The following is a 23,916-nucleotide window of genomic DNA, read 5'->3' as shown; positions in this document are numbered from 1 at the left end:
AACCGACACCGACCAGCGCGACCCTGATCGCATTGTTACTCACAGGTTTATCCTCCGGGCGTTGATCCGACGACCAATCGGTTATTGATCTCAATAATTCTGGCGCTTCGCTTCGAAGTGCCTGGACCACTGCGGTTGCACAGTTCTAACAATGATTATTCACGGCCCGCAACACCTGCCGGGTAATTTCTTGTTCAAAGCCGATCACGCACGGTAATGAATCGCGCCGGCGGTGGGCCGGGCGGAATAATCGCCAGGAGAAAACTCGCCTCACCCGCACCTTTTACCGCGCGCCTTTTCGCGCCGCGCGGCCCCTGCGCACGATCCCGCCGCGCGGCCCCACGGGGGTCAGCGCGCGCAGCCGCGCCCTTCACCTTCACGCCGCAGGTCAGGGTGCCGGGGTGCCAGAACGCCAGGACACGGCTGTGCCCATGCGTGTCACGCTGCTCCACGCCCGGCGAGCTGCGGTTGCTGATTTCTCGCGCGGCAGAACAGCCGTTTCTGCGAGACCGATGAATCACCCGTCAATTCGCCGCGGTACGCGTGCAGGACCGTCGATCACATAACGGAATGCCCGGCGTCGACCATGAGATTCTCGCCCGTGACGAAACTGGCCTCACTGGAAAGAAGAAAGGCGATGGTTGAGGCGATCTCCTGTGGGTCGGCCGTGCGGTGGAGCATATGCCGGCCGCCGATGTCAGGATGTGCGTCGGCGCCTGCGCGCGAAAGCCCGTACTTCTCGCGGTAACGGCGCGCGAGATTCGCGTTCCACACGGTCCCCGGGCTCACCGCATTCACCCGGATCCCCTTGGCGGCGAGGTCCGTCGCCATGCACCGGGTCATTCCCACGATGGCCGCCTTGGTGGCGCTGTAGGTGAGGAACCCGGGCTGTGCGATGTGCGCGGAGATGGAGGAGATGTTGACGACGCTGCCGCCGCCGGCTGCCTCCATCAGGGGGGCCGTGTGCTTGACCATCAGCGCGTGCCCCATGACGTTGACGTCCATGACGCGCCGCCATTCCTCGACGGTGGCCTCCACCCCGCGCATGACGAAGACAGCGGCGCAGTTCACCAGCAACTCCACGCCGCCGAAGGACTGCTCCGTCGCCCGTACGGCCGCGACGACCTGGGACTCGTCGGAGATGTCGCCCCGTACGAAGCCGATGCGCTTCCCCCCGGCTCTCTCCTCCAGTTCCGCGACGGTGGACCGTCCGGACTCCTCGTCCGTGTCCATGATCATGACCTGGGCGCCCTCGTCGATGAGGCGGTCCGCTGTCGCCCTGCCGATGCCCTGGGCGCCGCCGGTCACCAACGCCGGCCGTCCTCGAAGTCCTCGCACCTGTCCGCCTTCCGGTCCTGTGGTCAGCTGCTGACGGCGTCGGGCACGTCGGGTACGCCGTCGGCGAGGATCGCGCGCAGGCGCGGGGCCAGATCGGCGGGCACCAACCGGTCGGCCGTGGAGGCGAGTTCGTCCTGGGTCCACCAGTGGTGGCCGGAGACCGTGTCGCGTTCGCCCTGGCTGAAGCCGCTGGTGTCGATGGTGAAGTGGGGCACGCGGCACAGGAAGAACCGCTCGCGGCAGTCGTAGGTGTTGCCGCCCCAGGAGGCCACTGCCTTCCGGTACCAGATCTGCGGTCCCACCGTCAGATCCTTCAGCCCCGTCTCCTCCTCGACCTCCCTGCGCAGTGCGTCCTCGGGAGACTCGCCCTTCTTGATACCGCCGCCCACCGGATACCAGAAGGTGCTGCCGTCCGCTTCGTCCTTGCTGGAGAAGAGGAGCAGCAGATCCTCCTCGTCCAGGAGCAGTGCGCGGGAACTGTGCCGGATCGCGGGGGTCGGCCGCTTGCCTGGCTGGGGGTCGGTCACGAACGGGCTCCTGTCGTCAGGGTGGTGTCATCGGCGGGCTGCGTCAGCCAGTTCAGCAGGAAGTCTCTCTCGTGGGTCGCCGGTGTCCACGCGCTGTGCCGAGCGGGGAGCGCTCCCACAAGATGCCTCAGGGCAGCGGCCAGCTGTCCGGCGGGCTCCGGCCGCGGGTCGGCCGCCAGCCACCGGCTGCGGTAGGCGGTGTCGGGCACCAGGATGTGTTCCCGGAGAGCGGCCCCGGCCTCAGCGGCCGGCAGCGGCCTGGTGACGGGGCGGACCACACCGGTGTTCTCCAGCAGCATCAACTGGTCGACGCGGGTGGCCGTGGTGAATTCGACGCCGGCGAGCCGGTACATCTCCTCGTTGCTGAGCGAGATCTTGCCCTTGGGGTCGGGCCGGCGCACGGCGGCCTCACCGTGCCGGATGAGGGAGTCGCTCCGGCCCGGCGCGATACCCAGGGTGAGCGCGGCCTCCGCCGTGAGCCGGGTGGACATGGGCAGCCCCACCGCGATCCAGGCCGGCCCGTCCGGCAGCAGCAGCACACGGTCCGTCGCCACACAGGAGCCCCCGGCGCGAGCGGCCTGGACCGCGATCGAGGTCTTGCCGGCGCCGGACGAGCCGGCGAGCACGAGCCCCGTGCCGTCGGGGAGCACGGCTGCCGCGCCGTGCAGCATGAGCGCGCCGCGCCCGACGAAGTGCTCGCGGACCAGCTCCCTGACGGTCCGCGTGACGACCAGTCCGAGTTCACCGGCCTGTGCGGTGACGACCTCCCACGAGCGGAAGTCGGGGGTCCGCAGGGCGTGTGCGAATTCATGGCCCCCGTCCGAGACGAGTACGTACGCGCCTTCTTCGTCCCGGTGGCACCGGTACCACCATCCCGCGTACGACTCACGGTGTTCGGTGGCCTGCGCGGCGCTCAGCTCTTCGAGCTGTTCACGGGACCGCACCGCCCTGACGTCGATCCGGGCCACGGCCCGCGCCGGGGGAGCCGTCGCCAGACGGTGCTGGCTTCTCACGTAGCCGACGGCTTCGGGGACCTCACTGCGGACCCGGAACAACACGTCGTGCCAGGCTAAGTCCGTGTCCTGCTCCGATGCCATAGGCGGCATCCTCCGTTCTGTGCGACGTCCATGCTGTCCACGGTCTGGGGGGCGAGTACGTCCGGGAACCCGCACCGGCTGAGGCCCCGGTGAGCGCCCCCGGGCCGGCGAGCCGCCGGCCCGGGCCCGCACGGCGCCGGAAGGTGCGCGGCAACTCCCGCTGGAAGCACGCGACTTCCTCAGCACCGAGGAGCGGGAGCGCCCTGTCCTGTGTCCTGACGGGTGGGAGAGGCTCAGGCGCAGGACGGGCCGTCGTATGCCGCTCTGCCGTATGCGGCTCTGTCCGAGGCGGCCCGGGAAGGGAGCCGGCGCGGCGCTCTCCGGCGCTCTGCGCGAGCGTGCGCGTGGACCGCTCCGGAAGCCCGTTCCGTGGCGCGTCCGGACGTCCGGTTTCCGACCCCGGCAACGCCGGTGGAGGTTGTGCCGCGAAATATGGTGGGCATCCGATTCCTCCCATGTCCACGTACATGCCGCCAAGGTAAGGCTGGTGACAGGTGTTCCGGATCCACCCTGCTATGTCAGAAGAGGTTCATGCATCGTGGAGCACCACGAGCGGTACCACGAGATCAGCCGCACGGCATCAGCGGCAGGACAGCGGAACGATCCCCACCGCACGTGAACACCAGGACGCGCTCGGCCTGTTGGCGGCCGGAGCCGAGAGCACCCGTGGCGGCGCAGGCCGCCTGGTGCTGCTGCGCGGGGCCACCGGGACCGGACGCACCAGCGTGCTGGAGGCCGCCGCCCAGCGCGCGGCGGAGAGCGGAATGCGCGTGCTGCGCGCCCGCTGCTCCCCTGACGAGGGCGCGCTCCCCTTCGCCGCCGTACGCCATCTCCTCAGCTCGGCACCGGAGTTGGCCGACGGCGTGCCGAGCGGCCGGGACGGGGGCCAGGACGGGAGCGAGGACAGGCCGTGGCGGCTGCTCGGCCCGTACGCCACCGGGGCACCGCTGCTGGTCGCCGTCGACGACGTTCACCTCGCCGACGGCGCCTCGCGCCGCTGGCTCACCGAGGTGGCACGACACATCGACCGTTTCCCCGTGCTGCTCGTGGTGACCGAACGAGGCCAGTACGACATCGACCCGTCCCCGGCCGGCTTCACGCACACGCTCCCGCCCGCCGTCGTCCGCACCGGCACCCTCGCCCCGCTGACCGGCAACTCGGCAACGGCACTCATACGCTCGGCCTTCCCCGCGGCGAGCGAGCAGTGGGTCGACTGCTGCTTACGGGCCGGTACGGCCAGCCCTCTGCTCCTGAACGCCTTACTGGACGACCTGGCTCTCCTCAACGACCTCGACGGCGGGTCCTCCGCCACCGCCACCGTGCCGGAGACGTGCGCCGAGCTGTATTCGGGCGCGTACCCGGCGGCTGTCGCATGGTGGCTGGACAGCGCGGGACACACGACGGCAGAGGTGGCGCGCACGCTCGCGGCGCTGGACGAGGACGACGAGGGCGACATGAGCGGCGGCCGGGAGGCCGGCGACGGTGAGAGCGGCGGGGACGCCGAGCACGCCGAGCACGGGGGGCGCGCGCCTGGCCCCCCAGCGCCAGCAGGCCCGAGCGCGGATACAGAACCCGCCGGCGTCACAGGACCGGCGAAGGCGTACCCACCGGATCCAGCCGATCTCGCCCACCGCGCCGATCACACCGATTGCGCCGATCACACCGATTGCACCGATCACACCGACCGCACCGGTCTCGCCGACAGCCCCCACGCGCGCCTGGCCGCGTTGCTCGGTGAGGTGACCGGAGCCGACCCCGTACGCGTCGGCGGCTGGCTCACCGCGATGACACGGCTCGGCCTGCTGCGCGAGTGCTCAGGCAGGCACCGCTACGCCCATCCCCTCGTGCGCGACGCCGTGTTGAGCGGCTGGACCGCGGCCAGGCGGCAGACGGCCAACCGGGCGGCGGCAGCGGCGATGATGCGGCGCGGCGACCGCACCCAGGAGGTGGCCCGGCGGTTACTGCGCGCCTCGCCCGTCGGCGAGCCATGGGCCCTGTCGGTGCTGACGGACACCGCCGCATCCGCCGTGCGCGACAACAGCCCCGGCCACGCCGTCGCCTTGCTGCGCCGCGCCCTTGCCGAGCCGATGCCGGGGGCCGAACGGCAGCGGCTGCTCACCGAGCTGGGGTCCCTGGAGTACGCGGACCAGCGCTCCACGGCCGGACTGCCGCGGTTCTCCGAGGCGTTGCGGCTGCCCGGCACCCCGCAGGGCACGGTGCGCGCGGCGATGGCCTTCGGCACGGCGCTGATCGGCCGCGGCAAGGTCCATGCCGCCATGGACCTGCTGCGCGGGCTGGACGGACAGTTGGCCGACAACCCCGACCTCGCCCTCACCTTGCGCAACACCACCGCGCTGCTGTCCGACCAGGACCAGACGACCAGACGGGAGGTGTACCGGCTGCTGCGGGCCAGCGCCGAGCAGGCGCCCGAGGGGGTCGGCACGGCCGGACAGGCCCTGCTCGTACGGCATGCGGCGACGGCAGGGCTCACATCGGCGCGCAGCGCGATGGAACGGCTGCACGCGCTGCTCGCCGAGCCCGCCGAGCCGCTTGCCGAGCCCTTTCTGCTGGGCACGGCCGCCGCCGTCGCCCAGTGGGCCGACGAACTCGAAGAGGCGGAGCGGCTCGTCGAGCGCGGCCTGTCCGGGCAGCACCCCCCGCTGCTGCACCCGATGCGGGACGCGCTGCTGAACGTACGCACGGACGTCGCCGCCGCCCGGTACGACCTCCCGCACCTGCTCGCCGCCGCACCGGAAACCGAGGAAGCCGGCCCGGGCCCGGCCGGACCGTGCAACAGGCATGCGCACGCCCTGATCGCGCTGGTGGAGACGGGCCGTACGGAGCGGGCCGCGCGCTTCGCGGCACGGTTCGACCTCAGCGAGGCCCCGGACTCCTGGGAGGTGAACCGGTTCCTGTACGCGCGGGGTGTGCAGCGGCTCGCCGCGGGCGACCCGGCGGGCGCTCTGCACGACTTCCTTGAGTGCGGGCGGCGCCAGGCGGCGCGCGAGGTCCACAGCCCGGTCGTCACCCCATGGCGCACGGCAGCCGCCGAGTGCTGCCTCGCCCTCGGCAGACGGCGGGAGGCGCTCGCGCTGGCCGAGAAGGAGCTGCGCCTCGCACGGGTGTGGGACACGCCCCGGACGGTGGGGCGCGCACTGCGGGGCCTGGCCGCCGTCTCGGACGGCCGTCGCGGCCTCGACCTCGCCACTGAGGCCGTACGCGTACTGCGGAACGCGCCGCCAGGCACGGAACTCGTCTCGGCGCTGCTCGCGCAGGGACGCCGACTCACCACGGCAGGGGAGCGGGCACGCGCCCGCGACCAGCTCAGGGAGGCGGCCGTACATGCCGAACGCCTCGGCGCTCTCCGGCTTCAGAGGCTCGCCGAGGACGCGCTGCGGGACGGCGGAGCGCGCCGCACAGCGAGCGCGCGCACCGGCCCCCTGTCTCTTACGGGCAGCGAGCGCCGCGTCGCCGGATTCGCCGCCGACGGCCTGACGAACGGGGAGATCGCCGATCTGCTCCAGCTCGCGCGGCGCACTGTCGAGACCCATCTGACGAGCACCTACCGGAAGTTGGGGATCAGCCGGCGCGCTGAGCTGCGCGCTGCGCTCCGCGAGAAGGAGTGACAGCCGTACGGGCCCCACGGGAAGAGGCGCCGGCTGCCGCGCACCCGCCGGGAGCGGGGCACGCGCTCTGGACCCCTCCACACCTGCCGCCTAACCTACAGGTGTAGGGAAGTGATGCGGTGTCACGCCGTGCTTCGGGAAGGGGATGCGAGATGGGGCAGGAAGAACAGGTCGTGCCGTACCCGTTGGCGTACGAGGCGGCGCTGGAGCCGCCCGCCGAGTGGGAGCGGTTGCGGCAGCGCTGCCCTGTGGCAGCGGTCGAGCTGCCCAGCGGTGACCGCGCGACGCTGCTGACCCGTCACGAGCATGTGAAGAACATGCTCGCCGACCGGCGCTTCTCGCGTCCCACGGCGCAGGACGGCGCCGCGCGGCCCGCGCCGGGTGGGGCGGGCGGTGCCGCCGTCTCCGGTGACTCGTCGGTGCTCGTTCCCGGCAAGGGGGAGCCGCACCAGAGGTGGCGGCGCCAGGTGGGCAAGTGGTTCACGGCGAAGCGCATGACGGCGCTGCGGCCCGCGATGACCGGGATCGCGGAGAAGCTGGTCGACGGCATGGTGGAGCGGGGCAGCCCGGCGGACCTCAGGGCCCATGTGGGCTTCCCGCTGCCGGTGTACGTGATCTGCGACATGCTCGGCGTGCCCGCCGCCGACCGGGACCGCTTCTCCCACTGGTCCGACGCGATGCTCAGCCTCACCCGGTTCACCAGGGCGGAGACCGAGGCCGCCCAGGCGGAGTTCGTCGCCTACATGTCGGGACTCATCACGGCCAAGCGCGCCGCTCCCGCCGACGACCTGCTCAGCATGCTCATCGAGGAGAGCGCGGGCGAGGGGGTGGGGCTCTCCGACGACGAACTCTGCGCCACCGGGCTGTCGTTGCTGGTGGCGGGACACGAGACCACAGCGAACATGATCGGCAAGATGGTCGCCATGCTGCTGGCCGACCGTACCCGCTGGGAGCGGCTGCTGGCCGATCCTTCACTGGTGCGTACGGCCGTCGAAGAGGTGCTGCGCTTCGACGCCAACCTCGGCTTCGGCCTGCGGCGTTACCTCAGCGAGGACGTCGAGGTCGACGGCGAGACGCTGCCGCGCGGCACCACCGTGATCTGCAGCATGCCGGCGGCCAACCGCGACGAGACGGTCTTCGACGGCGCTGACGAGATGGATCTGAGCCGTTCTTTGAACCCCCACCTGACGTTCGGCGCCGGCCCCCACTCGTGCCTGGGCCAGGCGCTGGCCCGTACCGAACTGCACGTCGCGCTGGAGACGTTGCTGCGCAAGCTGCCGTCGCTGGAACTGGACGTTCCGGCCGGTGACCTGGAGCGTGTGGAGGGCCTGGTGGTCGGCGGACTGTGCGAGGTGCCGGTGCGGTGGTAGCGGCGGCCGTCGTGCCGTCGTGATGTCCGTTTCGACGAGATGAGAGGGATCCCCGTACGAGGATCGCCGCGCCCGTGGTCTCGTCGTGTCCCGGTGAGGTCAACGGTGCCCGGTGGCAGGGTCAGTGGGGCCGGGTCGGGGTGGCGAGCAGGAGTGGCCAGACTGTCGCGCTGAGTTCCTCGGGGGTCTCCGGGCAGCCGCGGCGCAGCCAGTCGGTGATCGTGCCGAGCAGCGCGCCGGCGATGAAGGCCGCGGCCGGTGCCGAGGGCGTCAGGTCCGTGCGGCGCCGCGCACGCTTGCCGAGGCCGGTGCGTACGCCGTCGGCCATCTGTTCCAGCAGATGGTTCATCACCCGCGCGCTGCCGTCGGCGCCGAGCAGCGCGCGGTAGAGCGGGCGGTGTTCGGCCACGTGCCCGAACACGCTGGTCAGCGCGTGATGTGCGGCCTCTTGCGACGAGATGTCGTCGGCGGGAAGCGCGGCGGTCGCGGTGATGAGCTGGTCGAACATCTGGGTGCACGCGGAAGCCGCCAGGTCGTGCACATCGGTGTAGTGCTCGTAGAAGGTCGAACGGTGCACATCCGCCCGGCCGGTGAGGTCCGAGACGGAGATCTGGCTCAGTTCCCGCTCGGCGATCAGCTCCAGCAGTGCGGCCTCAAGGGCCGTACGGGAGCGGCGGACGCGGCGGTCGACTGGTTGGGCGGGCACGTTCGCAGCATAGTGGGCGGCCTGTTCGTGGGACATGCGCGGGACGTGCGCGCGACGTCCGGGTGGGACCGCGGGACGTCGACGGGCGGCCGGCCCTGTGGGCCCGGCGCTTCGGCCGGGCCCGCCCTTCCGCAACCGGTCCCCCCGTGGCCGGGGAAGGGCGGGCCGTGTGTCCCGGCTGGGCCTGCCGGGAGGGGGCGCCGCTGTCCGAGGAGCGCGGACCGCGGACCGCGGGGTGGTGGACAGCGGACAGTGGTGGCTTGTCCGTCGGCTCCCCGCACCCCCGTTGGTCCCGCGCTGCCGGCGCTCCTGTCCGCGCCGCCGACCGCGCCGCTGCCCGGGCGCGATCTCTCGCCGTGGTCCTTGGCCTGCGCCGGGGGTGGAGGCGCCTAATGCCGCTTGATGATCTCGATCGGGGCGGGCTCGCGCTTCTCGTGGACGTGGCCGGTGCTGCACCTGGCCGAGTTCCGGTATTTCTTGAAGCTGTTGCTCAGGCCCTTACCTGCCCAGGTGCACCAGACCCGCACTTTGAAGGCGCCGAACGATCCCGGGCAGGTGACGACCCCGATCGCCCTGCCGTAACCCATCTTCCTGCACTTCTTCGCCAGCGCCGCCTCCGCCGCCGTCAGCCCCGGCCCCGCCACCAGCCCGGCCTGCACGGGGGTGCGCGCGCCCGGTGCTACGGATGGTTGCCCGGCGGCGCTGGTGACGCCGCCGAAGGTGAGGCCACCGGCGAGCAGGGCCGCCGCCGCTGCCGCGAGGAAGGTGTGCCGTCGGTCCTGGTTCTTCGTGGTCACCGTGTTCTCCCGTGCGTTCACCGGCCCCGGTCCCGTACGCCGGGGCGCGCTGTACCAGGCTGCTCCGGGAGCCGCCGCCCCACATCCGAGGTGCAGCGGAGGCTTCAACACGCAGGTCATGGGCGTATGCGCTGGCTTACCCGTGCAACGCGCCCGGCGGTGGCTCGCCGGGAGGCTTCTCGCCCACGCGAGGCGTCTCGCCCAGCAGTGCCTCACCGAGCGGGGTGAGGTGGTGGAAGACGCAGTTGGCGTGCCGGCGGCTGGTCAGCAGACCGGCCTCGCGCAGTACGGACGTCTGCTGGCTGACGGCCGAGGGTGAGACGCCGAGACGTTCGGCCAGCCCGGTCGTCGTGGCGCCGCCCGCCGGGGTGACGGCCGCCACGGCCCCCAGTACGGCACTGCGCGTCTCACCCAACAGCCGCGCCAGGCGCCGTGGTTCGGCCATGGCCCGCCCGGCGGGAGTCGGCCCGCTGAGCCACTGGGGGTCGCGTTCCATCGGGTACACCAGCGTGGGCGGCAGCTCCGGGTCGGCGAGCGGCACCGGCCGCCCCCAGCAGAAGTGCGAGGGGATCAACAGCAGCCCGCGCCCGCCCAGATGGAGGTCGCGGTCCACCGGGTGGCCCGGCAGCCCCAGTACCGGCGGCGTCCAGCGCATGCCGGGCCTGAAGGTCCGCAGCAGCGCATCCGGGCCGCCCGCGTGCAGGGCGCGCATCCGTACGGCCCGGTCGGCCTGGGCGCGGGCGAGGATACGGGGCCAGTACGGTGCGAGCGCGAGCCGGTGGTAGTCGGCCAGCATCCGGCCCAGTGCCGCACGGGGCCGCGAAGAGCGCCCGGCCAGCTCCCGCGCCCAGTCGGGAGCGCCCACGCGGTCGTGCAGGATGCCCAGTTCGTGCCCGACCCTCGCGGCCGGGGTCGCGGACACCGCCTCGATGCCCGCCTCCAGGCCGAGCAGGCCCTCGGGCGGGGTGAGGAAGTCGGGGAAGTAGCTCGCGTCGGGGACGAGCGGCAGCAGCCGGTGCGCCGCGTGCGCTCCCGCAGCGCGCCAGGGCGCCGGCTCAGGCCCCCCTTGCGGGTCGGCGCGCCGGGGCAGGCGCAGCTCCCGGCGTACCAGGGACCGCCATTCGGCGAAGGCGAAGCGTCCGTAACGTGCTCGCAGTATCTGGAGGCTGAACACGCACTCCCACAGCGGGTCAGGCCCCTGGGCCACCTGCGTACGGATCAGGTCGGCCCCCGTGAAGTGGATGCGTAGCATGCCCGCCCTCTGTCGCTCCCCGCACAACTCCCGGGCAATTCAACCGTGTTGGGGCACCGGCGGGCAAACCAAGCGTGTTTCCGCGGGCACGCTGCGTGTGCGGGACGCGTGGCGGGGGCGGACCGTGGAGGCCCGCACATCCTGTGCCGGATGTGCGGGCCCTTTGCCGGGGGAGTGGGGTCACCATTCCCAGGTGTGGTTCCACTGACGTGCCGGCTTGTTCGTGAAGAGACGGCGGGCGATCGCGGCCATGGAGTTCACCTCCTTCCGGGCGTGTGGGCTTTCACGCGGCGGTGTGTGCCGCGGTGAAGGGTGAAGGGACGGGGCACGGCCGCGTTGGTGACGAGGGGGCGCGGGTCGCCGTCGGAGACCGTGACCAGGGCGCCGGTGGTGAGCTGGGCCACCGCCTCCGTGGCGAGGCTGTGCGCGACCGCCGCCCCGGCGCAGGTGAACGGGCCCGTGCTGAAGGGCAGACAGGGGCCGCACCTGTCCGGGCGTTCCCAGCGCTCGGGCTCGAAGGCGTCAGGGCGCGGCCAGCGGTCCGCGTCGTGGTGGAGCAGATACGGGCTGACGGACAGCACCGTGCCGGACTCGAAGGGGACGCCGCCGACTTCGAGGGCGTGGGGCACGGGGCGGCCGACCATCCAGACGAACGGGCGGTGCCGTGCCGCCTCCCGTACGGTCCAGTCGGCCGGCCACGGCGGCGGCGCACCGCGCGTGCTGTGGAGGCCGGCCAGCAGCAGTGTCCACGCCACGGTGTAGCCGATGTTCCCCACGACCGAACGGAACAGCAGCACGTACAGCTCGACCACCGTACGGTCGGTGGCCTCAGGAGGGCAGGCGCCGAGCACGGCGTCGAGCATGTCCCGCGGCCCGCCGCCGCGCAGGCCCTCCTCGCGGCGGTCCCGCACATGAGCGGCCAGCGCCGCGAACAGCCTGGGCCGCAGCGCCTCCACGCGCACGCGCTGCCGTATCCGCTGCGGGCGTACCAGCAGGCCGGCGGTCACGGAATGTTCGAGCAACTGCCGCAGTGCGTACGGGGCTTCGGGGTGCAACAGCAGGTCTGCCGTACCCCGGTACACCAGCATCGGTCCCGCGTCGGGCCAGCGGGTGTCAGCGGGCAGGCGGGCGGCTGCTTCGGCGAGCTGGGCGCGGCAGTCGGGGAGGCGGTCCCGTACCGCGTTCCGTACGGCGCGGCCCACCGCGGTCTGCGCGTCGCGTGTCGGGAGCAGATCGCCGAAGAAGGCGGAGGTCCCCGAGTTGAAGAGCGGGTCGCGCAGTACCGTCAGCGCCGGCTCCGTGTCACGCACGCACCAGCCGCCCCACGGAAGCGGGAAGACGGCCGACGGGCTGCGGTGCGCCAGCTCCTCGACGCACCCCAACGGGTCGCGCCGGAACCGGCGTAGGCCACCTCGGCCCGTACCCGTGCTCACCAGCACGGCGCCGGGGCCGCAGGCGCGGTGGTCGCAGGCGCGGTGGTCGTGGCTGTCCGTGCGGTCCGTCGTACGAGGTCCATGCTCCGTTGCCCCCTGCGGCCGGCGCTGGCGAGGTTGCGGCCACGGAGAAAGCTAGGGCGTCGGCGCGTGCCGCGCGTCCACCCCTCGATTGATGTCGCCTACGGCTCTGGTTGACGGCGTTTTCCGGACATCCGGTCTCGGCTGCGGCGCCCGTCGTACGGACGAAGCTGAACGTGTCACGCACGCCGAAGCCGCGTACCGGACGGTACCGGTACGCGGCTTCGGGGGACTCGTCCGTCTCCCGGCCTCCCGCTCGTCGGCGGTCAGGCGGTCAGGCGGTCAGGCGGGCGACCGGAGCGCGCGGGGGCGGCGCTGTATCTGGCCGGTGCGGGCCGCCTTCCGGAGCAGGAACGCGGTGGGTCCTGCGCACACCAGCAGCGCGACGAGGCTGGCCTCGGGACCGAAGCTGCCGCCGGTCAGCAGGGACGGGCCGGACAGCGTGGTGTCCAGCAGCCCGTGGGGCGCGGTGCCGGAACCGGAGAGTACGGCACCGAAGATCCCGGCATGCGTGAAGTTCCACGCGAAGTGCAGGCCGATCGGCAGCCACAGCGAGCGGGTCACGACATAGGCGGCGGACAGCATGAGCCCGCCTGTCATGGCGATCGCGAGCGTGCCCCACAGGGTCGCGTTCGTGTTGACCAGGTGCGTCGCGCCGAACAGCACCGAGGACACGGTGAGCGAGACCACGGTGCCCGTACGCTCCTCCAGGATGCGGAAGACGACCCCCCGGAACAGCGCCTCCTCGGTGACCGCGACGCCCGCCATCATGCCGGCGGTGGCGACGAGCCCGCCGACGGAGCCCCAGGACAGGTCCTTCCAGCCGCCGAACATCCCGATCAGCAGCATCAGCGCCGTGAAGGCGCCGAACCCGAGCAGCGCGCCCCGCCGCAACAGCGACCATCTGCCGGCCTGCGCCAACTCGCCGATTTCTGCGCGTAGTTCGACCGTACGGGCCAGCCAGCGGTAGCAGGCAAGACCGGCGAGCGCGAGGCCGATGCCCACCGGCAGTGCGAGGAACGCGAGGGGCGCGACCAGCTGGTTGATCCCGGCGGTCGCCGCCATCACACCTAGCAGCGCGACCACGAGAACGGGAAACCGGAACGTACGCAACCGGAGTCGGCCTGTGGAGAGTTCGCCCTGCTGAAGGGGTGTTTCCTGGTTGCCCGCGCGCGCCATGATGACGGTCCTCTCACTGGATTTCCGCGGCGACTGCCCTGCGGACACCCTTGAGATTAGGGACGCGGCACCGACCGCCACATCCCGCTGCGGCGGACACCTGGGTAGCTCGCACGGGGGATGGCGCCTCGTCAGCGGTGGCAGAGCGCCACCGCACGGGCCCGCTCCGTTCACGTGTGGGGGACGACGGCGACCGGGGCCGGGGCGTGGTTCAGGACTCCGTGTGTGATGGGGCCGAGGTGCGGGACCAGGAGGGGGCGGCGGCGGTTCCGGCCGACGACGAGCAGCGAGGCATCGGCGGCGGTCTCCACCAGCAGCCCGGTGGGCGGCGTCAGCACGGCGCGGGCGTCGACGGTGACATCCGGGTACGCGGCGCACCAGGGGCGCAGCATCCGCGTCAGGGCGTCGGCGCGGGTCGCGAGAACGTCTTCGAGGGCCGTCGCGGCGAGCGGGAACGGGCGGGCTCCGTAGACGGGGGGCGGGTTCCAGCCGTGTCGCACCTTCAGGGGCGCCGAGCGGATCCGTGCCTCGTCGAACGCGAAGCGGAGCATCTCCTCGCACGGCGTGTGCACGTCCACGCCCACCGCGATCCCGCCCGGCGGCGCTGTCTCCCCACCGCGGGCCCCCGTTCCGGCCTCGTCGCCCTCGCCCTCGTCGCCGGTCCGGCCTCCGGATTCCGTCCCCGCGCGTACCAGGACGACGGGGCAGTCCGCCTGCGCGACCGTGGGCAGGGCGACGGAGCCGACGAGGAAGCCGCGCACCGCGCCCAGGCCGCGTGAGCCGACGACGAGGAGGTCCGAGCTGCGGGACAGCTCCCTGAGCGCCTCCTTCGGTTCGCCGGGGAGGAGCAGCGCGTCGAGACGGAGGCCGGGGTGGCGGTCCGTGAGGTCGTGTGCGAGCGGCGCCAGGGAGGGGTCGATCAACAGCTCCCCACCGGCGGGCCGTTGACCGGCGGGATCGGAGTCGGTGGGACCGGAGCCGCCGGGACGGGAGTCGGCGGGACCGGGACCGGAAGCGTCGGACCCAGGAGCACCGGAGCCGGTGTGGTGGGGGCCGAGGGGTGCGGAGTCGGGGGTGTCCGGGGAGGAGCCCGGCGGCTGGACGCGGACGACGCGGAGGAGCGCGTCCCGCAGTGCGGCCTCCTCGGCCGCCCACAGCGCCGCCGAGCGGCTGGCCGGGATCCCGTCCACGCCGACCGTGAGGGTAGGGGCCATGGCTGCGTTCCTCTCCCGGTCCCGGTTCGCGGGGCCGCCGGTCAGTGGTGGGGCACGACGGCCACCGGGCACGGTGCGTGGTGCAGCACCGCGTGGGTGACGGGACCTACGGGTACAGGGAGACGCCGCTCGCGCAGGAGGCGCCCGACCACCAGCAGACCGGCATCGGCGCTGCTGTCCAGCACATAGGGTGCGACGGCTCCGGTCGCGGTCTCGACCTCGACGGCGACCTCGGGAAAGCGCTCCTGCCTGGGGCGTACGGCCTGTTCGAGCGAGCGTTGCGCGCCGCTCGCCGCCTGGTCGACCACGGCGGGCTCAGGCAGCGCCGAGGGGTAGGAGTAGAGCGCCCGTACGCTCCACGCGTGCAGGACACGCAGCGGCGCTTCGCGCAGCCGCGCGGCCTCGAAGGCGAAGCCGAGGACGTCGTCGTACGTGTGGTGCAGGTCCACGGCGACGACGACCGGCGCCCCGGGTGCCACCTGTTCGGCGCCCTCGCGTACGGCCACGACGGGAGCCGTGGCGTGACCGATCACGGGCAGGCCGACGGAGCCCAGTACGAACCGGCTGATCCTGTCCAGCGCGCGCGAGCCGATGACCAGTTCTCCGGCGTCCGCGCCCTCGGCGACCAGGGCCCTGACGGTCTCCTCCTCCACGACCTCCGACTCGATCTCCAGACCGGGTAGGAGATCGGCGGCCTGCGCACAGGCGGCCCGCGTGCACATCTGCGGCCAGTACCGCAGCTCTTCGTCACCCTCACCCGGCGGTCCCGACGGGCCCGCGGCCTCCAGCCGGTGGCCGGCCGGTACGTCCTCCGCGTACACCACGCGCAGCGCCACCCCGCGCCGTGCGGCGTCGGCCGCTGCCCAGGTGAGGGCGGCGCCGCTCTCGGGGGAACCGTCGACGCCGACCACGACCCGCTGCACCAAGACGGCCACCTCGCTCGCACTTGTTCGTCCTCGCCCGTCCTCGCTCGCCCCTCTGTGCCTCCGAGCCTCCGAGCTTCCGGGAGCCGCCTGGCCTGCGGCTCTCCCGGACGGGGTCCCTCTCAGGACACCACCGGGAACCGCACCCTGCCAGCGCACCCGTATCCGTATCCGCACCTGCCAGCGCACCCGTATCCGCCTCCGTGTCCGCCGGCGCGCCCGCACCCCGTCGCGGCCACCCGCACCCTCCCGGCCCCGGCGTTCACCACGGCACAGGCGTGCCGTCCCAGGAGAAGAACGTGCCGGTGGGGCCGTCGTCGGGGAGCAGGGCCAGGCGTACGGCCCCGTGGGCGGCCTCGGTGGGGTCGCCGCCGGAGGCGCTCGCTGTGGGGTTGAGGTCGGTGGCGCGCAGGCCGGGGGCCAGCGCGTTGACCTTGAAGCCCTCTTCGGCCAGTTCCTGGGCGTAGAAGACGGTCAGCGCGTTGAGAGCGGTCTTGGAGGACCGGTAAGCGGCGGCGCCTGCGTTGCCGGGTGCGAACTGCGGATTGGGGCCCGTGCTCCAGGTGAGTGAACTGGTGCCGCTGGAGACGTTGACGACGCGGGGGTGCGGCGCGCGGCGCAGGGCGGGAAGGAACGCGTTGGTGACCTCGACGACGGAGAAGACGTTCGTCTCGAAGGTGAGCCGGAACTCGTCGGCCCCCGCCTCGGACGGCGGGGCCATCGAGAGGGAGACGCCGGCGTTGTTGACCAGGACGTCCAGGTGCTCCACCTGCGCCGCGGCCTCGGCGACGCTGTTGATGTCGGTCACGTCGAGAACCAGAGCGCGTGCGTCGCCGCCGATCTCCTCGGCGGCCCGCTGCCCGCGCCCGGCGTCGCGGGACCCCACGAGAACGGTGAAGCCCTCGGCGGCGAGCTGCTCGGCGATGTGCTTGCCGATTCCTTTGTTGGCACCGGTGACAAGTGCTGTGCGATCGTTCATGACATCTACGATTCCCCGGCGGCACGCTGCCCGCCAGGGACAACCTGTACCAGGCAGGGGAGGAGACACCGTGCCGCGCGAGGAACTGGCCCGTTTCCTGCGGGAGCGCCGCGCGGCGCTCCGCCCCGACGCCTTCGGCCTGCCGTCCGGAACCCCCCGCCGCACGCCGGGCCTGCGGCGTGAAGAGGTGGCGGAGCTGGCCCACATGTCGGTCGACTACTACACCCGGCTGGAGCAGGCGCGCGGCCCACGCCCCTCGCCCCGGATCCTGGAAGCGCTGGTGGAGGCGCTGCGGCTCACACCGGCCGAGCGCGGCCACCTGTTCGGTCTCGCGGGTACGGGCGTGCCGCCGGGCCACAGCGCCGTGCGGCGTGTGCGGCCCCATGTGGCCCGGATGCTGCGGCGGCTGCCGGAGACCGGTGCGATCGTCACCGACGCCGCCTACGGTGTCGTCGCCTGGAACCCCCTGGCCCAGGCGCTGCTCGGCGGCGACCTGGAACGCGGCCAGGTGAACCTGGCGCGGCGCCGCTTCCTCCGTGCGGGCCGGCTGTACGAGAGTTCCAGCTCCGAGGAGTTCGGGCACATCGTGGTGGCGCGGCTGCGCCGGGCGGCCGACCGCTACCCGCACGACGAGGGCCTCGCCGCGCTGCTGGCCGAACTCCACGCGGGAAGCGAGGAGTTCCGGCAGCTGTGGGAGGCACGCCCCGTCCACGCTCCCGGCCACCGTACGAAGTCCCTCGACCACCCGACGGCGGGTTCGCTGCGGCTGAATTGCGACGTGCTGCTCGTGCCCGAGGACGACCAGGAGGTCGTCCTGATGACGGCCGACCCCGGGTCACCCACCGCGCGCTCCCTGGACCGGCTCGCGGCACATACGTGAGCGCCAGGGTCCACGCGGGCGACGCACCGGGAACCGCCCCCGCGATCCGGAGCAAGCGGCCCTGTGACGCACGGCACTGGAACTCCTCGCGTGCCGTGGAGAGCACAAGGGTGTGAGGTACACGAGGTACACGAGAACGGCGGGACCGCCGACCGGGCCCCCGGGGTCAGCGGAAGCCGGCGCACGGGAGACCGCGCGGGAATCAGCACGGCAACCCGCGGAGGATACGCGGCAGCCCGCAGGGAAGACCGCGCAGGAACCCGCGCGGGAGTCCCCGCGGGAACCCGCGCGGGAGACGGACCACGACGACCAGCGGCGGCGTGTGCGGGACGGCGACAAGGAGGCGTTCGCCGCGCTGTACGACGCGTACGCACGCGCGGTCTACAACCACGCCTTCCGGCTGACCGGTGACTGGTCGGCCGCCGAGGAGGTGATGGGTGAGACGTTCCTGGTGGCCTGGCGTACGCGCGCGAAGGTGGAGCCCGAGGGCGGCCCGCTGCGGCCGTGGCTGCTGGGCATCGCCACGAACAAGGCCCGTAACCACCGCAGGGGAGTGGGCAGACGGCTGGCCTTCCTCGCCTCGCAGCCACGCCCCCGCGACCTGGACGACTTCGCCGAGGCCGCGGCGGCGCACGTCGACGGGCAGCGTGAACTGGCCGCCGTGGGGAGGGCGTTGGGGCAGCTGCGGCACCGGGAACGTGAGGTGCTCGCGCTGTGCGTATGGGCGGAACTGGACTACGCGCAGGCCGCCGAGGCGCTGGGGGTGGCGGTCGGCACGGTGCGCTCGCGCCTGTCGCGCGCCCGTACCCGGCTGCGCCACCTGGCAGCACAGCAGCTCGCTGAGCACCCCGCTCACCCCGCTCACCCCGATCGATCCGCTCACCCCGCTCGGTCCGCGCGGGAAGAACGGGAACCCGGCAGAGGCCGCGGAGAGGTAATCGGCAAGGCGGCACTCGCCGCCCTGCCCGTCGAGGAGGAAGCCCGATGACCGCACCGGGGAAGAACCACGGCCGCGCCGACGACGCACGCGCCGAGCTGGCACGCCTGCTGCCCACCCCCGCTGAACGGGACCTTCCGGCCGGCCGCCACGCCCACCACAGGGAACACCTCATGCGAACGATCGACAACGAGTCCGGCCAGGCGCACAGCGAAGGACCCGCCGAAGCCGGCACCGGAGCGCGAGCCGCCGCACCGCGGCGCCGTAGCTGGTATCGGCGTCCCGCGCTGCTGGCGCCCGTGGCCTCGGTGGCACTCGCGGGTGCGCTGACCGCGGGACTGCTGCTGGGCGGCGAGGAGGGTGGTTCGGCGCAGCAGGGCGCGACCCCCAAGGCCACGGCGACGCTCGGCCGGATCTCGGAGGCGGCCACGGCGGGGGACAGCGTGCTGCGGGTGCGGGACGACCAGTTCCTCTACGAGAAGAGCCGCGTCCGCTCGGGGGACCAGACGAGCGGGAAGGTGGTGACGGGCCCGCTGAAGTCCGTCGAGTCGTGGGCGTCCCAGCGGCAGGGGCCGATCCGGCGGCTCGGCGAGACGCGCGAGGACGGGGAGACACTGCCGATCAACGCCAATCTGTCCGACACCGTCGAGGGGCACGGCACGCCCGCCGGGCTCGTCCGCCCCACCTACCGCTGGATGTCCACCCTGCCGACCGACCCGGACGAGCTGCTGGACTACCTGTACGCCAAGACGCCGAAGGCCGGTGAACAGGAGCGGGACCAGGCCGTCTTCGTCCAGATCGGGCGACTGGTCGGCGGTGTGGCGCCGCCGAAGGTCGCGGCGGCGCTGTTCCAGGCAGCCGCCAGGATCCCCGGGGTGGCGCACGCGCCCCAGGCCCACGACGCGATCGGCCGCAAGGGCGTGGGCATCGCCCGCTCGGACACCCGGAGCGGGGAACGTACCGAGTGGATCTTCGACGCCGACACGTATCGCTACCTGGGTTCGCGCAGCTACCTGACCCGTTCCTCCGCACGGGGCGAGGCGGGAACGCTGCTGTCCAGCGAGGCCGTGCTCAAGACCGCCGTCGTGGACGAGAGCGGCAAGGCGCCGAAGGACGACCAGGTGGTCGCGGCGACCCCGGCACGCAGGACAGGGAGCTGAGCCCGGGCCCATCACCCGGGCCCATCACCCGGACCCATCACCCGGGCCCATCACCCGGTCACCCGCCCCGGCGCCTCCGTTCACTGCGGGGGCGCCGGGGCGCGTGAGGGGGGTGTCACGGTGGCGCCCTGCGGGTCGGGCTGGAGGACGACGGCGACCATGTCGTCGTTGAGTCCGGCGGCCCACGAGGCGACGTCGTCCTGGAGGAAGGAGACGACGTCGGCGGGGACGAGCCGGGTGGCTGAGCCGCAGAAACGGGCCGTGAGGCGGGCGGCGAGGGGATAGAAGTCGCCGTGCTCGTCGCGGGCCTCGGTGACGCCGTCGGAGTAGGCGAGCAGCAACTCGTCCGGGTTGAGGGTGAAATGGTGGACGTCGGAGCCCGCCGGGGCGAGGTCGCCGAAGCCGAGGGGGACGCTGTACTCGGTCTCCAGCGCCGAGGCGCCGTACGGACCCAGGCGCAGGGGCGGCGGGTGTCCTCTGTTGAGGACGCGGACCGCTGAGCCGTCGCGCGCGAACTCCATGAGAACCGCCGTCGTGAACAGCTCGTCCGTCTCCTCCGTCTTCCTCATGGCCGCCACGGTCGCCACGGCCTTCCGCTTGCCGCTGGGGGAGGAGGTTCCGGCCGCCGCGTCGGCGCGGTCCAGCGCCATCGCCGACTCGATGCGCTCGGCGACCACCTGCAGGTCGGGCGCGAACATGGCGGCCTCGCGGAAGGCCGAGACGACGGTGGCGACCGTCTCGGTCGCGGCGATGCCCTTGCCCTTCACATCGCCGACCAGGGCCCGGACGCCGAACCGGGTGGCCCGGACGCTGTAGAGGTCGCCGCCGATGAGCGCCTCGTCGTCGGCGCCCCGGTAGAAGCCCGCCACGCGCAGCGGTCCCGAGCGGGTGGGCAGGGGGCGCAGCAGCGCGAGCTGGACGACCTCGGCGACGGTCTCGACCCGGGTGAGCCGCGCCAGCGCGTGCACGCGTACGGCGGCGAGCAGCGTCCCGAAGAGGGTGACGACTGCCAGCGTGATGAGCGTGCCGATGGCATGCGCTGCCGGTCCGCCCTCCAGCACCTCCAGGCAGAGGAGCGCCGCCATCCCCGCGACACCGGTCCCTGTCACGGCGGCCACCGGGTACACGAGCGCCGCCAGCACCACCGAGACCGACAGCAGCGAGCCGAAGGAGAAGGTGGACGGCAGGGCGGCGTCGAGAGCGAGTGCCACGACGGTGAACACGGGCGGCAGCCAGCGCGTCCACCGGGGAGGCCACACATGCGCCGACCGCGCCGCCCGCTGAGCGACTGCACGCCCTGTGCCCACGCTGCACTGCTCCCCTCGCGGTCTCGGCCGCCTTGGCGTACCCGGCCGGCTCGGTGGCCTCGGCCGGCTCGACCGCACCCGGTCCGGCCCTGACGTCTCCCCTCCCAGTGAGGCCCATCCCGCCGTGCCCCGCCACATGGGGATGCGCGGACGGGGGTGCCGGGACGCAGCGGTGCGGGAGGGGCGCGGGGGCCGCGGGGGAGGTCCGGCGCCGGGTTTCAGGTTCCGTTCCGCGGCTACACGCAGCGCATGGCTGACCCTGCGAAGAATACGAAGGGACATGGTGTGGAGAACGGGACCGCCAAGGCGGGCAGCGTGAAGAACGCCGGTGCGAAGGGCGGCGCGGCGGCGAAGTCCGCGGCCTCGGACGCCGCCGCCACGGCGGAGGAGACCGCAAGCTCCGTGGGCGTGACGGCCAAGGACAAGCTCGTCTCCGCCGGGTCCAAGGCGGGCACGGCGGCCACCGTCGGGCTGACGGTGGTGAAGGAACGTCAGAAGATCGTGGCGTGCGCGGGCGGCGGACTGCTGGTACTGCTGGCCGGCGCCTTCGCGCTGGGCCGCCGCACCGCGGGCCCCGGCAGGACCGGCCCCCTCACCCGCCTGACCAACGGCCGCATCTGACCCGACCCGGACCGGCCGCGCGCGCCCCGCACATACCTGGGCACGTACGTACGCACACGTCCCCGCACCGGCACTCCGGTGCGGGGACGTGTGCGTGTCAGACACGCACACCTCTCAAGGCCGCGGGCCTCAAGGCGGCGGACCTCTCAGTGCCGCGCACCCCGCAAGGCGGGCGGACCTCTCAAGGCCGCACCTTCGAGGCCGCGCACCCGACAGGACGGCACGCGTCGCAGGACCGTGTACGCCTACCGTGTACGCCTCACGACCGCGACCCGGGAGCCGAAGGCTCGAACTCGCGGTCGGTGGCCTTCGCCGCACGCTCACCGTCCGCCGGGCAGGACCCGGACGCGTCGGCGCCCGCCGACCCCGGCGCACGCGCGGCGTCCGACGGCTCGGGCTCTCGCTCCGCGGGGGCGGGTTCGGCCGGGACGATGCCCTGTTCCCTGGCCATGTCCTTGGCCATGCGGGGAGCGGTCCACAGGGTTGGCAGCATGATGAAGCCGACGGGTACGGCCGTGACGACGATGAACGACTGGAGCGCGGTGATGCCGCCGTCGCCGACGAGAATGAGTACGGCAGCCGCCGCGCCCATGAGCAGGGCCCAGAACGAGCGCACCATACGGGTCGGTTCGCCGAACTTCGTTCCCGCGGCAGCGATGCTGTACGACATCGAGTCGGTGGTCGTCACCACGAAGGTGACGGTCAGCAGGAGCAGCGCCACCGCGACGATGCTGCCCATCGGGAGCTGCTGGGCCATGGAGACGACGGCGGCGTCCATGCCGACGGCCTTGAGCGGGCCCGAGATGGCGCCGGGGCTCTGCTGCTCCAGGAAGATGCCGGTGCCGCCGAAGACGGTGAACCAGAACATGGTGGCCAGCGGCGGGATGATCGCGGTGGAGACCACGAGGTCGCGCAGCGTACGGCCCCGGGAGATGCGGGCCACGAAGATGGACATCAGGGGCCCGTAGCCGAGGAACCAGCCGAAGAAGAAGACCGTCCAGGACCCGAGCCACGCGTGGTCGCCCCGGTTGAGGGCCAGCGGCACGAAGTCCCGTGCGTACTGGCCGAGTCCGCCGAGGAAGGAGTCGAGGACGAAGCCGAGGGAGCCGAGCACGAGGAAGACGGCCATCAGCGCGACGGCGAGCCAGACGTTGGCCCTGCTGAAGAACTGGATGCCGCGGCTGACGCCACTGGCGACGGACACGACGGCGACGGCGGTCAGCAGCACGATGACGCCGAGCTGTACGGGGTAGCCGCCCGAGATGCCGAACACCTGGGAGAGGCCGTAGGAGACCTGGAGGCCGAGGAAGCCGATCGGCCCGACGGTTCCGGCCACCACGGCGATCACGCAGACGATGTCGACGGCTGCGCCCAGCCGGGAGTGCCGGATGCGCTCACCGAGGAACGGGTACAACAGGGTGCGCGGGCGCAGCGGCATGCCGCGCTCCTGGCCCCTGATCATCACGATCGAGGCGAGCGTCCCGAGTACGGCCCAGGCGAGGAAGCCCCAGTGCGCGAAGCTCTGCGAGAGCGCCGCGTTGGTGGCCTGCTGGGTGCCGCTCTTGACGCCCTCGTAGAAGGGTGGCGTCTCGATGTAGTGCTGCACGGGCTCGCCCGCCGCGAAGAAGACACCGCCGCCGGCGAGCAGCGTCGACATGATCATCGCGACCCACTGGAACCTGCCGTACTCAGGCCGGGCCCCTGCGCCGCCCAGGCGCACCTTCCCGTACCGGGAGAAGCCCAGCCACAGCGCGACGCCGAACGTCGCGAGCAGCAGCACCTGCCACAGCGGGCCGAACCACCGGGCGGCGAAGGTGAAGATGGTGTTCACGACGTTGCCCGTCGCCGTGGGCGCGATCAGCGCGGCCAGGACGAACGCGACGAGCAGGCCGCCGCTGATGGCGAGTACGGGTATGTCGGTGCGTCTGCGGTCCTCGGAAGGCGGCGTGGCAGCCGTATGGCACTCGTCGTCACCGTCCGTGGCCGTCTCCGTCCCGGTGGGGACAGCCGTGCCAGTGGCGGATCGGGCATGGGGGGTCGGCATGAGGTTCCTTGCTGAAGGGGGCATTCGCACGCACGACGCACCGCCAGGACGCACGCGCTTTCGAGACGCAGGACCGCTCGGTGCGCGGGTCGCAAGGGAGCCTGCTACCCGCAGGGGGATGTGGTCAAGTTCTGGACACTCGGCCTGAACCCGCCGACAACCCTTCTGACATGCGGTTTTCCGCTGGGAAGCGGGTGCGGCGGTTGATGAGGATCACTCCGGGGGCCCGGAAAGTCCGTTACGCGCCGACCCGCCACCGTACGGCACAGGTCCGGCTCCCGGCCACTCCGGCCACTCCGGGTCACTCCTGGCCACTCCGGGCGCGGGCCGCCCTCCTGGCCGCTCTGAATTTTCAGGTCCACGCCAAGCGGAAATCCCTTTCTGGTTAACCATTCAACGTGTGCCATGAATGCATGGTCCCCCGATAAACGCTAGGCATATGCCT

The 23,916-nt window shown here is 72.5% G+C and carries 19 protein-coding genes; 6 read left to right on the top strand and 13 right to left on the bottom strand.

The window, feature by feature from the left end; genetic code table 11:
• Positions 1–558: 558 nt before the first annotated feature.
• From NMN56_RS02110 to NMN56_RS02100, 3 genes are read right to left on the bottom strand one after another with little or no spacing between them, the layout of a single operon-like run.
• A complete protein-coding gene (locus tag NMN56_RS02110) occupies positions 559–1,308 on the bottom strand; it encodes an SDR family NAD(P)-dependent oxidoreductase (RefSeq protein WP_274043621.1) in 750 nt (249 codons plus the stop codon).
• 53 nt (positions 1,309–1,361) lie between these two features.
• The gene (locus NMN56_RS02105; RefSeq protein WP_274043622.1) at positions 1,362–1,865 is read right to left on the bottom strand and encodes an NUDIX hydrolase; all 504 of its coding nucleotides are present in this window, start codon (positions 1,863–1,865) and stop codon (positions 1,362–1,364) included.
• Positions 1,862–2,962 (bottom strand): hypothetical protein, encoded by a 1,101-nt coding sequence (locus NMN56_RS02100; protein WP_274043623.1) that lies wholly within the window; start codon positions 2,960–2,962, stop codon positions 1,862–1,864. The genes NMN56_RS02105 and NMN56_RS02100 overlap by 4 nt, the downstream gene beginning before the upstream one ends.
• Before the next feature lie 515 nt (positions 2,963–3,477).
• Here NMN56_RS02100 and NMN56_RS02095 point away from each other — a divergent pair.
• Both NMN56_RS02095 and NMN56_RS02090 read left to right on the top strand, forming a co-directional pair.
• Positions 3,478–6,588: a LuxR C-terminal-related transcriptional regulator gene (locus NMN56_RS02095; RefSeq protein WP_274043624.1), complete on the top strand. Its 3,111-nt coding sequence runs from the start codon at positions 3,478–3,480 to the stop codon at positions 6,586–6,588.
• A gap of 152 nt (positions 6,589–6,740) precedes the next feature.
• Entirely contained in the window at positions 6,741–7,958 is a 1,218-nt protein-coding gene (locus NMN56_RS02090; RefSeq protein ID WP_274043625.1) for a cytochrome P450, read from the top strand.
• Between the two features lie 121 nt (positions 7,959–8,079).
• On the opposite strand, the gene NMN56_RS02085 is transcribed toward NMN56_RS02090, so the two are convergent.
• From NMN56_RS02085 to NMN56_RS02050, 8 genes are all read right to left on the bottom strand, one after another.
• Positions 8,080–8,664, bottom strand: coding sequence for a TetR-like C-terminal domain-containing protein (locus NMN56_RS02085; protein WP_274043626.1), 585 nt, complete (start codon positions 8,662–8,664; stop codon positions 8,080–8,082).
• Between the two features lie 389 nt (positions 8,665–9,053).
• Complete coding sequence (locus NMN56_RS02080) at positions 9,054–9,461, bottom strand: hypothetical protein (protein WP_274043627.1); 408 nt, start codon at positions 9,459–9,461, stop codon at positions 9,054–9,056.
• 136 nt (positions 9,462–9,597) lie between these two features.
• On the bottom strand, positions 9,598–10,713 hold the full coding sequence (locus NMN56_RS02075; protein ID WP_274043628.1) for an ArsR/SmtB family transcription factor: 1,116 nt from the start codon (positions 10,711–10,713) through the stop codon (positions 9,598–9,600).
• Positions 10,714–10,970: 257 nt separating this feature from the next.
• Entirely contained in the window at positions 10,971–12,023 is a 1,053-nt protein-coding gene (locus NMN56_RS02070) for a cytochrome P450 (protein WP_280842772.1), read from the bottom strand.
• 486 nt (positions 12,024–12,509) lie between these two features.
• The gene (locus tag NMN56_RS02065) at positions 12,510–13,406 is read right to left on the bottom strand and encodes a CPBP family intramembrane glutamic endopeptidase (protein WP_274043630.1); all 897 of its coding nucleotides are present in this window, start codon (positions 13,404–13,406) and stop codon (positions 12,510–12,512) included.
• Positions 13,407–13,576: 170 nt separating this feature from the next.
• Positions 13,577–14,620: a universal stress protein gene (locus NMN56_RS02060; RefSeq protein ID WP_274043631.1), complete on the bottom strand. Its 1,044-nt coding sequence runs from the start codon at positions 14,618–14,620 to the stop codon at positions 13,577–13,579.
• A 41-nt stretch (positions 14,621–14,661) separates the two neighbouring features.
• Positions 14,662–15,543, bottom strand: a complete 882-nt coding sequence (locus NMN56_RS02055) for a universal stress protein (RefSeq protein WP_274043708.1) — start codon at positions 15,541–15,543, stop codon at positions 14,662–14,664.
• A gap of 262 nt (positions 15,544–15,805) precedes the next feature.
• Positions 15,806–16,522 carry an SDR family oxidoreductase gene (locus NMN56_RS02050; RefSeq protein WP_274043632.1) on the bottom strand — a complete coding sequence of 239 codons (717 nt, stop codon included), beginning with the start codon at positions 16,520–16,522 and terminating at the stop codon, positions 15,806–15,808.
• 70 nt (positions 16,523–16,592) lie between these two features.
• Here NMN56_RS02050 and NMN56_RS02045 point away from each other — a divergent pair, with 70 nt between their 5' ends.
• The 3 genes from NMN56_RS02045 to NMN56_RS02035 all read left to right on the top strand — a co-directional run bounded on the left by NMN56_RS02045 (position 16,593) and on the right by NMN56_RS02035 (position 19,499).
• Positions 16,593–17,402 (top strand): helix-turn-helix transcriptional regulator, encoded by an 810-nt coding sequence (locus NMN56_RS02045; protein ID WP_274043633.1) that lies wholly within the window; start codon positions 16,593–16,595, stop codon positions 17,400–17,402.
• Between the two features lie 322 nt (positions 17,403–17,724).
• Entirely contained in the window at positions 17,725–18,390 is a 666-nt protein-coding gene (locus NMN56_RS02040; RefSeq protein ID WP_274043709.1) for an RNA polymerase sigma factor, read from the top strand.
• A complete protein-coding gene (locus tag NMN56_RS02035; RefSeq protein WP_274043635.1) occupies positions 18,387–19,499 on the top strand; it encodes a CU044_5270 family protein in 1,113 nt (370 codons plus the stop codon). The genes NMN56_RS02040 and NMN56_RS02035 overlap by 4 nt, the downstream gene beginning before the upstream one ends.
• An 80-nt stretch (positions 19,500–19,579) precedes the next feature.
• On the opposite strand, the gene NMN56_RS02030 is transcribed toward NMN56_RS02035, so the two are convergent.
• Complete coding sequence (locus NMN56_RS02030; protein ID WP_274043636.1) at positions 19,580–20,722, bottom strand: PP2C family protein-serine/threonine phosphatase; 1,143 nt, start codon at positions 20,720–20,722, stop codon at positions 19,580–19,582.
• Positions 20,723–21,091: 369 nt separating this feature from the next.
• Here NMN56_RS02030 and NMN56_RS02025 point away from each other — a divergent pair, with 369 nt between their 5' ends.
• Entirely contained in the window at positions 21,092–21,427 is a 336-nt protein-coding gene (locus tag NMN56_RS02025) for a hypothetical protein (RefSeq protein ID WP_280842773.1), read from the top strand.
• Between the two features lie 259 nt (positions 21,428–21,686).
• Here NMN56_RS02025 and NMN56_RS02020 read toward each other — a convergent pair whose 3' ends face one another.
• Positions 21,687–23,471: a BCCT family transporter gene (locus tag NMN56_RS02020; RefSeq protein WP_274043638.1), complete on the bottom strand. Its 1,785-nt coding sequence runs from the start codon at positions 23,469–23,471 to the stop codon at positions 21,687–21,689.
• Positions 23,472–23,916 lie beyond the last annotated feature (445 nt).

This window comes from Streptomyces iconiensis, from assembly GCF_028657195.3.
Classification (GTDB): domain Bacteria; phylum Actinomycetota; class Actinomycetes; order Streptomycetales; family Streptomycetaceae; genus Streptomyces; species Streptomyces iconiensis.
The sequence above is the reverse complement of the archived record's forward strand: the minus strand, read 5'-3'. Positions and strand labels throughout refer to the sequence as shown.